Source organism: Tissierella sp. (genome assembly GCF_031460495.1).
Classification (GTDB): domain Bacteria; phylum Bacillota; class Clostridia; order Tissierellales; family Tissierellaceae; genus JAVKTS01.
In genome coordinates, this window is the sequence record NZ_JAVKTS010000001.1 from 514,408 (window position 1) to 531,101 (window position 16,694).

A 16,694-nucleotide genomic window follows, 5' to 3' on the forward strand; every position below is an offset into this window, starting at 1 on the left:
GTGATAGTTAATAAAAATTCTAGATTATGATATAATGATTAAAAGAAAGGAGTAGATAATACTTGAAAAACAAAAAAGCTTTTTATGCAGATATGTCTTTATTATTGGTTGCTATTATATGGGGTTCAGGCTTTATAGTAACAAAAAATGCCCTGGATCATATTACACCTTTTTATATGCTATTTTATAGATTTTTTGTTTCTGCTGTACTATTATCCGTGATTTTCTTTAAGAAAATTAGAAAAGCTTCCTTAAAAGATATTAAGGGAGGAGTAATAATCGGCTTATTCTTGTTCGCAGGTTTTGCTACTCAGACTGTAGGATTACAATATACAGAAGCAGGGAAGCAGGCTTTTATTACTGCCACAAATGTGGTTATGGTGCCATTTATTTATTGGGGAATATCAAAGAAAAAGCCTGATAAGTTTGATTTAGCTGCTGCCTTCTTGTGTTTAGTAGGAATAGGGATACTAAGTCTAGATAGTAATCTAGCCATGGGATATGGAGATTTCCTTACGCTGATATGTGCTGTATTTTTTGCACTCCATATTTCATCAACAGGATATTTTGCAAAGGAATCAGACCCATATGTTATATCCATAGTTCAACTAGCTACTGCTGCGGTGCTTTCATTAATATTTGCACTTTTATTTGAAGGTAAACCTCTTGCAATTCAGGGACAAACTATAATTCCAATTTTATATTTAGCTGTATTTAGTACAATGCTTGCATTTTTGTTACAAACCATTGCACAGAAATATACAAATTCTACACATACAGCTATAATACTCAGTTTAGAAGCAGTATTTGGAAGCACATTTGCTATTATATTCTTGAAAGAAGAGCTAAGCCTAAGATTCTTTATTGGTTGCATGTCAATACTTATATCAGTTGTAACCAGCGAAACAAAATGGGAGTTTTTAAAACATACTAAAGATTCATAATAGATTATAATGGGGGGAAAAAATGAAGATTCTTATACTAGACAACAATGCAGATGATATTAAATCTTTAAAAGAAATAATCCATAATGCTGATCTTGGTGTAATAGTAGGTGAAACAAATGAGGAATTAGATATTTTAGAGGAATTGGAAGTTTTTGAACCAGATTTGATTCTTATAGATCTTTTATATGAAGGATTTGATGGCTTTCGTATAATAGAAGAAATTAGTAGGAAGAAAATAAATACAAGATTTATTGTAATCTCTAATGAGTTTGCAAAGGAAACAGTTGAGAATGTATATAGATATGGGGCAGAATTTTTTGTTCGCAAACCAATAAATGAATATGAGGTTGAGTCAATAATAAAAAAGGTGAAATATGAGGTTGAATTAGAAAATAAAATCAAAAAAGTTCAAGAAATTTTTAACGATATTGCACCCATTTCTCATAAAAATAAAGAATTTAACAATTGTGAACAAGATATCAAAATAGTCCTTTTAAAGCTGGGAATAATTAGTGAAATAGGTAGTGATTACATAGTAAAGGCTGCAAGGTATTTAATTGAAAACGAAATAAATATAAATGATATATCCATAAGAAATCTATGTTCAAGGTTTAGTCCTAATCCTAAGGCTACAGAGCAAAAAGCAAGAAGGGCAATTAATATGGCCTTAAGCAATATTGCAAGTATGGGTATAGAGGATTATATGAATGAAACTTTTGTGGAATATTCAAATACCTTGTTTAGTTTTGAACAAGTAAAGCGGGAAATGGATTATATTAGGAACAAAAGTAGCGAAAAAGGTTCAATTAATATGAAAAGATTTCTCTCAGGCTTGCAAATGATTTGCGAAAATTATAACAATTAAAAACATTCGGAAATTAAAATTGAATAATTATGAGTTATTTTGAAGCAACCCATCTATAATCTAGATTAAACTAAGATTAGGAGGAAGATTAATGGAGCTGCTCATATCAATTAACAAATTTATCAACGATATCGTTTGGGGACCACCAATACTTATATTATTAGTAGGTACTGGTATTTACCTAACCATTCGAACTAATTTCTTTTCAATTGCTAAATTAGGTTATGTACTTAGGAACACTTTAATGAAGATGTTTTCTAAGGAAGAAAAGGGTCAGGGAGAAGTATCCGCTTTTCAAGCAGTATCTACAGCACTTGCAGCAACAGTTGGAACAGGTAATATCGCTGGAGTAGCTACAGCAATAGCAGTAGGTGGACCTGGGGCAGTATTTTGGATGTGGTTCGCTGCTATAGTTGGTATGACTACTAAATTCGCAGAAGTAGTGTTAGCTATTAGATATAGAGAAAAAACACCAGATGGAAGATTTGTTGGAGGTCCTATGTATTACATTACAAACGGACTAAACATGAAATGGTTAGCTAAGATATTTGCTTTCTTCGGAGCGGTGGCAGCATTTGGTATAGGAAATATGGTTCAAGCAAATTCCATAGCAGAAGCACTTAATGTGACATTTGGTCTAGATAAACTAACTGTTGGAATTGTATGTGCAATATTTGCAGCTATAGTAGTTATAGGTGGAATTAAGAGAATAGGTCAAGTAACTGAAATATTTGTACCTTTCATGGCTGCATTCTATATCTTAGGTGGATTGGCAATTATTATAATGAATATTTCTCAATTACCAGGAGCAATAAAGCTAATACTCTCTCATGCATTTACTGGAACAGCTGCAGTTGGAGGTTTTACAGGCTCAACTGTTATGCTTGCTATGAGATATGGAGTTGCAAGAGGAGTATTTACAAACGAAGCAGGCTTAGGTTCTGCTCCTATAGCTCATGCTGCAGCAACTACAGATAGTGCTGTACGCCAAGGATTATGGGGAGTGTTTGAAGTATGGATAGATACATTAGTTATAGCTACTATAACATCTTTAGCAATTTTAACATCAGGAGTATGGGATAGTGGTTTAACAGCGGCAGCTTTAACTACAGCGGCATTTAACTCTGTTATGCCAGTTTATGGTGGATGGATAGTTGCCATAGGTCTTTTATTGTTTGCTTTCTCAACTATATTAGGATGGGAATACTATGGAGAGCGTTGTGCAGAATATCTATTGGGATCAAAAATCAATATGGCATATAGAATGCTATGGATCCCTTTCATAGTTATAGGTTCCGTAGGTGGACTTGAACTTCTTTGGGATATAGCAGATACATTAAATGGTTTAATGGCTATTCCAAACTTAATAGCTCTTGTATTCCTAAGTCCAGTAGTTATTAAGCTTACTAAAGAATATTTTTCTAAAGAAAAGTTAAATGGTAGAAGATAAATAATAAATAATAAAAAACCTGACAGTCTAGATGACTGTCAGGTTTTTTTATTAAGATTTTCAATATTTTACTATTTATTTATTTTCCTTTTCATGTCTGTATTTTTCCATTACCCCAGCAAATATTTCAGCACTAGTAGGTGGTGTATAAGTTATAGCATTTGCTCCTGCTTCAATAGTTTCAAGTATTGATTCATCAGTAGGACCACCTGTAGCAATAATTGGAAGATCCTTGCCAAATTCATCCCTAATTTGCTTCACAAGAGAAGCTGTTCTAGGACCTCCAGATATATTTAAGATACTTGCTCCAGCTTCTATCTTACCCCTATAGTCATCAAATTCAGATACTACTGTAGCTATGATTGGGATATCTATTTGTTCTTTCATCTCTCGAATCACTTCATTTGCTGTTGGAGCATTAACTACAACTCCATAAGCTCCCATTAACTCTGCCTGAAATGCAATACCTACAGATCGTTTACCAGTAGTTAATCCACCACCTACACCAACGAATACTGGGACAGCAGCCACTTCTAATATGGATTGGGTAATAGACAATTGTGGAGTGAAAGGATAAACTGCTATAATTGAATTAGCATTTGAATTCTTAATTATTGCAACATCAGTGGTAAATAGTAATGATTTAATTCTTGTACCTAATATCTTTATTCCACTACATTTATAAATCACAGAAGGCACCTCTATTATTCTAGAGCGAAGTTGAGTTTTCACCTCTGGAATAAACTTTTCTTTATCCATACTACACCTCCTTATATTCTTGTTTATATTATACACTAAAACAGCCTAATTAAATTATAAATTTAAGAATTTTAAAACTTGAAAATGGTATAAATATGATATGATGGGTATAAATGAAAGTATTGTAACAATAATTTTAACTAGGGGGAAAAGAATATGTTTAAGTGGAAAGATAGTTTTAGCGTCAATATAGAAAAGATTGATGAGCAACATATGGAGTTATTTAGATTAGGTTCAGAGTTATATACTTTAATTTCAGCAAAAGATGGAGTTGACAGGTATGACGAGATAATGGATGTAGTAGGAGAGCTAGCAAATTATACAGTCGAACATTTTGCATATGAAGAAGCAATGATGAAGACCAATAATTATTCAGATCTTGTTCAACACAAGCTACAACATGATGCCTTTGTAGGTAAAATTAAATCCATAAAGGCTGAGGAAGTTGACTTGACACAGAGAAAAACTGCTATGGATTTAATTGTATTTATTGCTAATTGGATAGAAAAACATATATTAGGTACTGATATGCAATACAAAGAATTCTTAAATGAAAAAGGAGTTTTTTAGTTAAGGAGAGTAATCATGAGGAAAGAATATGTTCAATACATGAAGGATTTACCTATTAATATTCATTTAGCTAATATCTTGGAATATCCAATTCACTGGAATGATTCCATAGAGATTCTTTTTGTCTTGAAAGGGACTATAGATGTAGGAGTAGAGAATGAAATCTATACATTAGAAGAAAGAGAAATAGAGATAATTAATGTTAATGAGGTATGTAGTATAAAATCTAATGATCCAGAGAACTTGGTTCTTTTACTCAGTATAGAGCCGAATTTCTTTGAAAGATACTATGATGATGCAAAGGAAGTATTCTTTTACACGAATTCCAGTGATGAACATATTCAAAATGAAGAAAAATATTATGAGCTTAGAAGATATATATCAATCCTGTTATATGAAGCAGTCTCAAAAATAGATGATTATGAGGATAAGATTGAAGAGAACTTATTAGAAATGATGTATCATTTATTAAATAATTTTCATTATCTTTTTTATGAAGAAGAAAGTCTAAAAGAAGATGAGGTACAACTGGAAAGATATCATAGGATAGTCAAATACTTAAGTAACAACTATATGAATAAGGTCAGTTTGCAAGAGATAGCTAATAAAGAATTTTTAACTTCTCAATATTTATCATATAAAATAAAGGATACCTTTGGTCTTGGTTTTAACGAGTATTTAAACCAAATAAGGGTAGAAGAATCAACTAAGCTATTATTAGATACGAGTAAAAATATATCCGAAGTATCCGAGGAAGTTGGCTTTTCCCATGTAAGGTATTATAACAAGCATTTCAAACTCCACTATGACTGTACTCCTATGCAATATAGGAAGAAATACAAGGTCAGTGAAAAAGAGTTAGAAAAGATGAAAAAGTTGACTTATATTGATATTAAAGAAGCTATTCCATTTCTTACTCAGTATATAGAGGATTATGAGAGATATGATTACGATAATAGGATAATAAAAATTGATATCGATTTAAACAAGGAGTCTATAGGTGAATTTAAAAAACCAGACCTAATAGATTTAGGGGATATATATCTCTTACTTGAAGAAGAAAACAGAAGGATTTTAGAGGAGATTCAAAGAGAGATAAGATTCAAATATTGCATAGTCAATAGACTTTTTTCAGAAGATATGGATATTTATAGAGATAAAAGTCATAAATTTATTAATTGGACCAGGGTTGAAAATATCCTTGATACATTAAAGGAATTAAATCTTATTCCTATAATTATTACAAAAAATGTAGAGAAATATGTAATTGATGATTTCATCAATCATTTTTCCAACATCTATGAAGAAGATATTGAAAAATGGTTAAGCACTGAAGTTAAGGATTTAGAGCCATATTTTCCACAGAAAACCATATCCCCAATGCAGGATACAATATCCATGGTTCCCTATGTTCTATATAACTATATTCACCTAAATAATAGGGTGGTTTTAAATATGATAGATGAGATATCTAAAGAGACCATATTGGATAATGACACTTTCTTTGGTGGTAATGGTATATGTACCTCAAATTATTTAAAGAAACCTTCTTATTATGCTTATATGTTATTGTCTTTATTAGGTAATGAGATAATAGACAAGGGGGAAGGCTATATAGTTACGAAATCTGAATATGGATATCAGATAATGCTTTTCAATCCTATAGAAATAGATGAAAGAGTAATATATGAGGATTTAGCAATTGAAAAGGTAAAAGAGAGGAAAGTTTCTTTAAATATTTTAAATATGGCCAATGACTTCCAAGTGACTAAATATAATCTTAATAAGGGATTTGGTTCAGTATATGATAAATGGGTGTATTTAAATAGTCCAGAGAGACTTGATAATGACAACTGGGAGCTACTCAAGGAATATATACATCCAAATGTAACTTTTTATTATGGTAAGAAAGCTTCAATATATAATCTAGTAGCTACTGTAAAACCTTATGGTGGGATACTTATCTTGCTAAATAATGTACAAAGTTAAGATTTTTTTGGATTATTTTAAGATTTATAAAAAATGATGGTTTTTAAAAAAACTCAAATAGTCCGAAAAAGAGGCTAAACAAGTGAATGAAAAGGAGCCTCCATTTATGTTAACATAATGAAGTAACATAAATGGAGGTTTTATTATGGGTAAAAATAGCAAGATATTTGCAGAGGAAAAAATCGGGAAACTATTACTTAGGATTTCTATACCAATTATAATTTCATTTCTTGTATCTGAATTATACAATATGGTAGATACAATATTTGTAGGAAGAGAAGTAGGTGGAATAGGAATAGGAGCTTTGGTCCTGGTATTTCCAATTCAAAGAATAATAATAGCATTAAGTATCATGGTAGCAGTTGGAACATCAACAGCATTTTCTAGAGCGAACGGGCAAGGTAATACAGAAAAAGCTAGAAAAGTTATTAAGAATGGTTATTCACTTTCAGCTTTAATTATGCTAACGATTACAATTTTAATATATATATTTTCAGAGAAGATCCTTATAGGTCTTGGTGCAAGTAATCAGACATTAGAATATGCTAATTCTTATCTAAGTATAATTATATTTGGATCTATATTCTTAAGTCTAACAACTTTTATATCAAATATTATGGTATCCTTAGGCAATAATAAGATTTCAATAATAAGTACTAGTATAGGAGCTATAATTAATATAATTCTTGATTATATATTAGTAGTTGAATTTAAGATGGGTATCAAAGGTGCTGCAGTTGCAACAACAATATCTCAAATTATAGGGTTTTCATATGCATATTATCATTATTCAAAGGTGAAAAAAGAATATAAAATAACATCAGGATTTGAATTAGATAAAAAATTAATATTACCAATTATTTTAGTAGGCTTATCTTCCTTTATAATAGAATCAGAAGACGGAATTCTAATGGCAGTATTGAATCATCTACTACTTAATTCAGTAGGAGATAATGGAATAATAGTACTTGGAGTTATATCTAAGGTTTATATGTTTTTATTTATTACTATGTTTGGTATCGCTTCAGCAATGCAACCTATCGCTGCATTTAATGTGGGAGCCAAGAACTATAAAAGACTAAAGGCAGTAATGTATAAGACTACAATTTACGCTTTTATTACATCGGCTATAATGTGGGTATTGGTCATGATATTCGCACCACAAATAATATCCATATTTGTAAAGGAAGCTGAGATAATAAAAGAATCAATAATAGCCCTTAGAATAATGATTTCAGTATTACCAGTAGTTAGCATTTACTATGTATCTATATTCTATTTTCAAGCTATGGGAAAGGCAAAGACTTCAATACTTGTAGCAGTACTTAAACAATTATTGATAATGTTACCTTTGTCTATTATACTGGTAAGAGTATTCAACCTAGGAGCATTAGGTGTTTGGATATCATATCCAATATCAGATATATTAGCTAGTATTAGTGCATATTTCCTTGTAAAAAATGAGGGTATAGAATTAAGTATAAAGGTAAACAAACAAATTGAGCGTGAAAAAATAGCATAGATAAAAAATATCAGGATATAAGATCCTGATATTTTTTTTATTAAAACACTTGCAATACTATAAGGAAAGTGTTACTCTTAATATAGATACACTACATAAGGGAACGGATAAGCGTACCCATACAAAACAGAGGGGGAATTGAAATGAAAGAAATGAATACTAAAACAATAACTAGGCTAGCAATACTCATGGCTTTAACTGTAGTTATGACTATGGTAGTCCACATACCAACCTTTGGCACCAATGGATACTTGAACCTTGGGGATATGGTAGTATTTTTAGCAGCCCTTATGCTAGGGAGAAAGGGCGGATTTTTAGTAGGTGGAGTAGGGTCAGCTTTAGCAGATATATTGCTTGGATATACCCATTATGCTCCTATTACTCTTATAGTTAAAGGATTAGAGGGATATATTGCAGGAAGACTACTTGAGACTAAACTAGGTCAAAGAAGCCCACTTTTTGCTACAAGCGTAGGTGGAATATGGATGGCCTTTGGATATTATTTTGCAGAAATATTTATGTACGGTGGAAAGGCAGCTATGGCATCAATTCCAGGTAACTTATTGCAAGGAATTGTAGGTGCAATTTCAGCAGTTGCATTATTTACTGCAATAAAAAGGACAAAAATAGCAAATTAGATAAAAAAGATGCAATTGGTACTACAGGGAATGTAGACTAATTGCATCTTTTATTTTAGTAACTCTCTACTTCAAGTTTTTTACCTAAATTTATAGCTTTCTTTTCTGGAATTAATTGCTCTTTCTTTGCTTTAATAGGATTGTTTATATCAAGCTTTTCCTTTGCCATAGATAACATTAATTTAATCCTATTTTCCTGATTTACTTTAGTTGCACTAGGGTCATAATCTATAGGTACTATATTTGCAGATGAATAAATATCCTTGATTTTACGAATCATTCCTTTACCAATGATATGATTAGGTAAACATCCAAAGGGTTGAGCACATACTATATTTTCATATCCAGTCTTTACTAAGTCAACCATTTCAGCTGTAAGTACCCAGCCCTCACCCATCTTGCAGCCATGACCAATGATATCTTTTCCTACTGCTTTTAAATCTTCAAAAGAAGAAGGAGGAGTAAAATTACTATTCTCTTTTACAGCATCTATTATCATTTCTTCAAACTTCACAAGATAATCTCTAATTTTTGATGAAATGCTCCTTTTCACAGAACTTCCCCCATAGATATTCACATCTTCAACCCTGTTATCTACAGTATATATCGCAAAGCCCATGATGCCAGGCACCATGACTTCACAGCCTTGGTCAATAAGGAAATCCACTAAATGATTGTTAGCTAATTTAGAATATTTTACATATATTTCTCCTACAATACCTACTTTGATTTTTTCCTCAAGATAAAGAGGTATTTTTGAGAAGGACTTAACTATTTTTTTAAGATTCGCCTTTATTTCTTTTATTCTATATCCATTATTCGACTTAGATTGTTTTTCTAAGTCTTGAATCCAATGCTGAACTAGCTGATCACTTTCGCCCCTAGTGATTTCATATGCCTTTACTTGATTTTGCAATAGCATCAACATATCTCCATAGGTTGTTGCCACCAACAGTCTTTTTATCAATGGTAAGGTCAATTTAAATCCACTATCTTTTTCAAGACCAGCAAGATTAAAAGAAATAACTGGGATATGCTTAAAACCAGCTTTAGCTAGAGCCTTCCTTAGTAAATGTATATAATTTGAAGCACGACATCCTCCACCAGTTTGGCTAATCAATAATGCAGTTTTATTTATATCATATTTACCAGATTTTAATGCATCTATCATTTGACCTATGACCAAGAGTGCAGGATAACAAGTATCATTGTGTACATATTTTAGTCCTTCATGTACTACGGAAGGGCCTTCATTCTGTAGTATTTCCATCTTGTAGCCATACTCTTCAAAGATATTTTTATAAATAGAGAAATGAATAGGGGACATTTCAGGAACTAATATGGTGTAATCATCTTTCATCTCTTTAGTAAACATAACCTTTGAATTTTGATTATTATTATTTAGCATCTTGCATTAACCCCTTCCCTTGATTTAGGGCTTCCATAAGACTCCTAAGTCTAATTCTTACTGCTCCAAGATTTGTTATTTCATCAATTTTAATCTGAGTATAAATCTTACCTTCGTTTTCCAGTATCTCACAAACTTCGTCTGTAGTTACAGCATCTAGACCACAGCCAAAGGATACTAATTGCACTAAATTCATATTAGGTTTATCCTTTATATATTGTGCTGCAGCATATAATCTAGAGTGATAAGTCCATTGGTCTAATACATCTGTAGGACTTTCTTTAATATTATGGCTTATTACATCTTCTGACACTACAATTGCTCCTAATTGACAAATTAGTTTATCGATACTATTGTTTACCTCAGGATCCACATGATATGGTCTACCTGCCAATACAATAACTGGCAGTTCATTTTCATTAGCATATTCAATATATTCATTACCCTTATCTCTAATCTTTTTCATATATGAATAATACTCTTCAAAACCTTTATTTACTGCATTTTTGATCTCATTAATCTTTATATCTTTATAATATCTAGATAAAATTACATGGATCTTCTTGATAAAATCCTTTGGTCTGTGAAGGCCTATATAATCATAGATAAAATTAATTTCTTTAAGCTCTGTTATATTAGCAGCTACTAGCTCTGGATAATATGCAACAACAGGACAATTATAATGATTATCCCCTAGACCTTCATCTAGATTGTAGCTCATACATGGATAGAATATTGTATTTATACCATCATTAATTAGGGCGCCAATATGTCCATGAACAAGTTTTGCTGGATAGCAAATAGTATCAGAGGGTATAGTATGCTGACCGCTTAAGTACAAATCTCTGTTAGATTTAGGAGAGATATTGACCTCAAATCCTAACTCAGTAAAGAAACTATGCCAAAAAGGTAATAATTCGTACATATTTAGTACCATTGGTATACCAATTTTTCCCCTAGAACCTTTTACTGGCTTATACTCATTTAATAAGTTTAATTTATAATCGTAAATACTTAAATTTTTAGTTGTATTCTTTTTTGCTAATGGTCTTTCACAGCGATTCCCACTGATAAATTTTCTATCATTATCAAAGGTATTGATAGTAAGTCTACAATTATTATTACAAAGGCCACAATTAGTTCCCTTAACTTCATGGGAAAATTGATTTAAATCATCATTAGATAGAATAGAGCTATTGCCTTTGGAATTAACTTTGGAGTATAAAGCTGCTCCATAAGCACCCATTAGACCGGAGATATTAGGTCGTACAACTTCCTTCTCTATTTCCAGTTCGAAGGATCTAAGGACAGCATCATTTAAAAATGTACCACCTTGTACTACAATGTTTTCTCCTAAGTCTTCAGCCGAGGCGGCACGAATTACCTTATATATAGCATTTTTAACTACAGAAGAAGATAGTCCAGCAGAAATATCTTCAATAGTAGCACCATCCTTTTGAGCTTGCTTTACAGAAGAGTTCATAAAGACTGTACAGCGAGACCCAAGATCAACTGGTTTAGTAGCAAAGATTCCAAGCTTAGCAAAATCTATAATACTGTAATTTAAAGCTTCTGCAAAGGTTTGCAAAAATGAGCCACAACCAGAAGAACATGCTTCATTTAGAAAGACATTGTCAATTACATCATTTCTAATCTTAAAGCATTTAATATCTTGACCACCTATATCTATTATAAAGTCCACATTAGGCTTAAATTTCTTAGCAGCAGTAAAATGTGCAATAGTTTCTACAAGGCCATAATCTATCTTGAATGCATTTTTTATTATATCTTCACCATAGCCTGTAACAGCTGAAGATATAATAGAAATATGAGGATATAGAGTATAGAACTCCTTTAGGAAATCTTTTATAATAGATACAGGATTGCCGCTACTGGCTACATACTTTGAATATAGAATGAATTCATTGTCATCAATTATAGTCATCTTAACTGTAGTAGAACCAGCGTCAATACCTAGATATGCATTACCTTTATATTCATTTGGATTAGAATATAGAACCTTTTCTTTTTCATGCCTATCTAAGAAAGTTTTATAATCCTCTTCATCTTTAAATAAAGCAGAGCTTGAAGCAAACTCTCCATCACCCTTATAATTTTCTATAAGGGATATCAAGGAAGCAAGATCTTGTCGTTGATTGTGAGGCATCAATGCTGCTCCTAATGCAACAAAGTATAATGAGTTCTCTGGACAAGTTCCTTTTGTATTTAGAGTAGTATCAAAGCTATTTCTTAGCTCTGGCAAAAAGGTAAGAGGACCACCTAGATATACAATATTACCTGTCAGTTTTCTACCTTGGGCTAAGCCACCTACTGTTTGATTTACAACAGCATAGAAGATACTAGCCGCCACATCATTTTTTTTAGCACCTTGATTTAACAAAGGTTGTACATCAGATTTGGCAAATACTCCACATCTTGATGCAATGGTATATGTTCTATCATGAGATGCAGCTAAATGATTCATCTCATCAGGACTTACATTTAATAGAGTTGCCATTTGATCTATAAAAGCACCAGTGCCACCTGCACAAGAGCCGTTCATACGAACTTCTAATCCATCGCTTAGGAAAAGTATCTTAGCATCCTCTCCTCCAAGTTCAATGACCACATCAGTATTTGGAAGCAGCTTACTTACAGCCACACGAGTAGCATATACCTCTTGCACAAAGGAAATATCACACTTATCTGCTAATCCCATACCAGCAGAACCAGAAATGGAGAAATTCACATCTTCATTTATCTTGCATTCTTTCATAATTCTTTTTAATAATTCAGCAGTCTTATGAGTGATTTGAGAATAATGACGTTCATAAGAGCTAAATATAATATTATCATTCTTGTCTAGTACTACTGCTTTAAGCGTAGTAGAGCCAACATCAAGACCTATTCGCATAATAATCACCCTTCATTTTGTGTAATTAAGTTAATTATACTACAATGAAATTATAATTCAATATATCCATGTTTTGGAATAAAAAAATTGTAGCAGGAAGGGCACCTTGCTACAATTTTTTTAATATCCCCTTTGATATTGCTTGTGGTATTTTAAGTTATAGATTTCCAAAGCATTTTTCTCTATTTTCCCAAATCCAAATAAGCATTTCTCTGTTTCTCATGGCAATATTTTTGTAGGTTTCTTCTGTTAGGAACCATGCAATAAAAATCATTTGAATGGAATAAATTATATATGGAATTGCGAATTTCTCTCCTATTGTTAATTTGCATACTTTGTCATATCCAGCAATAATTCCTTTTAAAATTTCATCCCATTTATCAAAACCATCCTCAATCTCATCTGCTTCTGATAAAATTCCTGTGGCACAATAGCAAGGGTCAAAAATTCTTACATTACGCTGACTAATTACAAAATCAATAAACCCACTAACTTCACCATTATGAAGCATAATATTTGATGGATTAGCATCACGATGAATTATATGTCGTGGCAAATCATCGTAAATTTTGATTAGATTTTCAGTAAAATCATTGTAAAATTCATCTGGTAATGGACATCCCCATTGCTCCATGGTTGTTCTCGTTTTCGGTAATGCCCAATCTAAAACAGTTTTAAGAAGGTTGCTATCATTTACTTCCAAGTTATTATCTTGTTTTTTAAGGATTTTGTGTAGGTTGCCAATTGCTTCACCATATTTTTTGCCTGTTTTAACCCTATCTCCTGTATAACGCTCTTCAGGTGTTAAAAATTCACCCTTGATACGGTTTGTAATACAAAAGTATCTGTCATCTTCAATAATAAAATCCTCACCACTAATAGTTTTAACGGGACTTGCTGAAAGCATGCCCGCTTTTTCTAATTCCCTTGAAATAGCAATATGGGTTCTTAGTCCTGAAATGTTTTTCCCTGTTTTGAAGATATAATCATCTCCAATAGTCCATGTATCATTGGATTTTACGGAACCACCAGCTTTAAAGGTAGTGCCGATTTCTAGATTTGCATATATATCCCAGTTTGATAAAAGTTGTCTTATTTGAGTCTGTGTTAACATAAATTTTGCCTCCCTCATTAAATTTACTGCAATTGGCCTTTTTGCAGTATTTAGTTTTAAGAATCTTGTAGGAGAGCAACCATATTCACGCTTGAATGCTTTAAAGAATCCCGCATAGGTATCAAAGCCGTATAGTAGAGCTATATCTATTGATTTCTTGCCACTTTGAATCTCATAGATTCCATGTTGGAGTCTACGATTAGTAATAAAAGCTGCAACAGGCATGCCTACATAGCTGGAGAAAATTCTACAGAAATGATAGGTAGAAAATCCTGAGATTGCTGCAAGCTCTGATAATGATAACTCCGAATTTAGATTTTCTTCGATATAGTCAATTGATTTTTGAAGCAATTCAATTATGGTCATTATTGTTCTCCTTTCCGCCTAGGGTAATTTAAGTTTAACATAGAGATGGAGCAAAAATATTTCCTGTATTGCTATAATATGTAATTTTACCATAAAAATCAAAGGGAAAAGCAAAAAGAACCGTCCCCAACGCTTTTATAGATATTACATTTATTTTTATGCTATAATATTTTCAATGAAAGGGGTGCAAAGATGACTAAGATACTTTTAGTGGAAGATGATGCAACTTTAGCCATGGGTATAGAATATTCTTTGAAAATGGAAGGATATGAAGTGAGTATAGGAAATTCTTTTGTAAAGGGGAAGGAGTTAATAGATACTTTAGACTATGATTTAATAATACTTGATATAGGTTTACCAGATGGAAATGGATTTGAGTTATGTAAACATATAAGAAAATATAAAAGTACTCCTGTAATATTTCTAACTGCACAAGATGAAGAAGTAAATATAGTTATGGGATTAGACATGGGAGCAGATGATTATATAACTAAACCCTTTAGAATAAAGGAATTGATGTCTAGAATAAAGGCCGTACTTAGGAGAATAGCTAATATTACTAAATGGGATGTTTTAGTATCTGGAGATGTAAAATTAAATCTAATAGAATACAAGGCATATATTAAGGGAGAACCGGTACAGCTTACACCTTCAGAATATAAGCTATTGGGTATATTAATGAATAATTCTCATCAGGTTTTATCGAGAACAATAATATTGGAAAAGCTTTGGGATATAGATGGAGAATTTGTAGATGATAATTCCCTCTCAGTTTATATAAGAAGGCTCAGGGAGAAAATAGAGGAGGACTCATCAAATCCTATATATATAAAGACCATAAGAGGTGTAGGATATAGATGGGATGTAGATATAAGGGGGTAGAGCTTTGCTTAGAAATAAAGAGTTTCGTTCAATAATTATAAAGCTTATATTGATTCAAGTCATATTTAGTATATTGATTTTTTTCATTATGGATAAGCAAGTAGATAAATTAAAGGAAGATTTCATAGAAAGAGATATGGCCTTAGTAGGTAATTTATTGTCTTTAGATGAGGATTTAGAAGATATTATAGTACCTTATTTTACAAAGCATATATCTTTAGAAAATAAAAATTTGGGGGAAGAAGCATTAGAAAAATATGGATATAACACTTTGCTTAATAAAGAACTACATCCTATTTTTCAAAATAACAATATCTCATTGATGGCGACTTTGTTTACTTTATTCTTAATAATTCCTATATTAGTCATAGTTTCAAATGAATATAAGAAAACATATAAAAAGGTTTCCAATGTATCCACTGCAGCAGAGAAGGTAGTAGATGGGGATTTTGATGTTTATTTAAAAGAGGATGGAGAAGGAGAATTCAATATATTAAATTATCAATTTAATCAAATGGCAAATAGATTAGAAAATAGTATCAGTACATTAAAAAAAGAGAAGCTCTTTTTAAAAAATATTATATCAGATATTTCACATCAGTTGAAAACTCCTTTATCTTCATTAATTGTAATAAATCATATCTTAAATGAAGATGAAAATATGAATATGGAAACTAGGAAGGATTTTTTAGAAAAAGAAAAAAATCAATTAGATAGAATGGAATGGCTAATAATTAATCTTTTAAAACTAGCAAAGATAGAATCTGGTACAATAGAATTTAAAAAAGAGAAGATCAATATATCTAATTTATTAGATAATACATTGATTGCTCTAAATGAAAAGATAGCTAATCAAGAAATAACAATAGAAGGAATGGAAAATTCCATTATATATGGAGATGAAAATTGGATACAGGAAGCATTTATTAATATGGTAAAAAATGCATTGGAGCACAGTAGAGGAAAAGTAAAAATTCAAATAGAAGACAATCCTTTGTTTACTAATATAAAGATAATAGATAATGGAATTGGTATAAAAAATCAACATCTAGCTCATATATTTGAAAGATTTTTTAAGGTAAATAGTGAAGAAAAATCAGATAGTATAGGAATAGGGCTTAATCTAGCAAAGTTAATTATAGAGGCTCAAAATGGAAGTATATCAGTAAAAAGTCAAGAAAATATAGGAACAGAGTTTAATATTTCCTTCTTAAAAATAAATAACTAATCTTACTAAATTGTAAGATTAAAATTCACTCAATAGTAAGAT

The 16,694-nt window shown here is 31.4% G+C and carries 13 protein-coding genes; 9 read left to right on the forward strand and 4 right to left on the reverse strand.

Translation table 11 applies throughout. From position 1 onward, the window contains the following. Positions 1-62 precede the first annotated feature (62 nt). The 3 genes from RIN63_RS02430 to RIN63_RS02440 all read left to right on the forward strand — a co-directional run bounded on the left by RIN63_RS02430 (position 63) and on the right by RIN63_RS02440 (position 3,262). The gene (locus tag RIN63_RS02430) at positions 63-944 is read left to right on the forward strand and encodes a DMT family transporter (protein WP_310443063.1); all 882 of its coding nucleotides are present in this window, start codon (positions 63-65) and stop codon (positions 942-944) included. Positions 945-966: 22 nt separating this feature from the next. Next, entirely contained in the window at positions 967-1,812 is an 846-nt protein-coding gene (locus RIN63_RS02435; protein ID WP_310443064.1) for a DNA-binding domain-containing protein, read from the forward strand. Between the two features lie 91 nt (positions 1,813-1,903). Then, positions 1,904-3,262, forward strand: coding sequence for a sodium:alanine symporter family protein (locus RIN63_RS02440; protein ID WP_310443065.1), 1,359 nt, complete (start codon positions 1,904-1,906; stop codon positions 3,260-3,262). Positions 3,263-3,337: 75 nt separating this feature from the next. Here RIN63_RS02440 and RIN63_RS02445 read toward each other — a convergent pair whose 3' ends face one another. Then, the gene (locus tag RIN63_RS02445; RefSeq protein ID WP_310443066.1) at positions 3,338-4,021 is read right to left on the reverse strand and encodes a hydrolase; all 684 of its coding nucleotides are present in this window, start codon (positions 4,019-4,021) and stop codon (positions 3,338-3,340) included. 156 nt (positions 4,022-4,177) lie between these two features. On the opposite strand from RIN63_RS02445, the gene RIN63_RS02450 reads away from it, so the two are divergent. The 4 genes from RIN63_RS02450 (at position 4,178) to RIN63_RS02465 (ending at position 8,740) form a co-directional block, all read left to right on the forward strand. Beyond that, positions 4,178-4,591 (forward strand): bacteriohemerythrin, encoded by a 414-nt coding sequence (locus tag RIN63_RS02450; protein WP_310443067.1) that lies wholly within the window; start codon positions 4,178-4,180, stop codon positions 4,589-4,591. A 15-nt stretch (positions 4,592-4,606) separates the two neighbouring features. Then, complete coding sequence (locus tag RIN63_RS02455) at positions 4,607-6,580, forward strand: helix-turn-helix domain-containing protein (RefSeq protein WP_310443068.1); 1,974 nt, start codon at positions 4,607-4,609, stop codon at positions 6,578-6,580. 145 nt (positions 6,581-6,725) lie between these two features. Beyond that, positions 6,726-8,102 carry an MATE family efflux transporter gene (locus tag RIN63_RS02460; RefSeq protein ID WP_310443069.1) on the forward strand — a complete coding sequence of 459 codons (1,377 nt, stop codon included), beginning with the start codon at positions 6,726-6,728 and terminating at the stop codon, positions 8,100-8,102. Between the two features lie 143 nt (positions 8,103-8,245). Continuing rightward, positions 8,246-8,740 (forward strand): ECF transporter S component, encoded by a 495-nt coding sequence (locus RIN63_RS02465; protein WP_310443070.1) that lies wholly within the window; start codon positions 8,246-8,248, stop codon positions 8,738-8,740. 55 nt (positions 8,741-8,795) lie between these two features. Here the strand turns inward: RIN63_RS02465 and RIN63_RS02470 are convergent, their stop codons facing one another. From RIN63_RS02470 to RIN63_RS02480, 3 genes are all read right to left on the reverse strand, one after another. Beyond that, the gene (locus RIN63_RS02470) at positions 8,796-10,148 is read right to left on the reverse strand and encodes a 2-hydroxyacyl-CoA dehydratase (protein WP_310443071.1); all 1,353 of its coding nucleotides are present in this window, start codon (positions 10,146-10,148) and stop codon (positions 8,796-8,798) included. Continuing rightward, positions 10,138-13,062 (reverse strand): acyl-CoA dehydratase activase, encoded by a 2,925-nt coding sequence (locus RIN63_RS02475; RefSeq protein WP_310443072.1) that lies wholly within the window; start codon positions 13,060-13,062, stop codon positions 10,138-10,140. Before RIN63_RS02475 ends, RIN63_RS02470 begins: the two co-directional genes overlap by 11 nt. A 157-nt stretch (positions 13,063-13,219) precedes the next feature. Beyond that, complete coding sequence (locus RIN63_RS02480; protein ID WP_310443073.1) at positions 13,220-14,542, reverse strand: helix-turn-helix domain-containing protein; 1,323 nt, start codon at positions 14,540-14,542, stop codon at positions 13,220-13,222. 192 nt (positions 14,543-14,734) lie between these two features. Between RIN63_RS02480 and RIN63_RS02485 the strand changes: the two genes are divergently transcribed. Beyond that, entirely contained in the window at positions 14,735-15,424 is a 690-nt protein-coding gene (locus RIN63_RS02485; RefSeq protein ID WP_310443074.1) for a response regulator transcription factor, read from the forward strand. A gap of 4 nt (positions 15,425-15,428) precedes the next feature. Further along, positions 15,429-16,652: a HAMP domain-containing sensor histidine kinase gene (locus RIN63_RS02490; protein ID WP_310443075.1), complete on the forward strand. Its 1,224-nt coding sequence runs from the start codon at positions 15,429-15,431 to the stop codon at positions 16,650-16,652. The last annotated feature ends 42 nt before the right edge of the window (positions 16,653-16,694 follow it).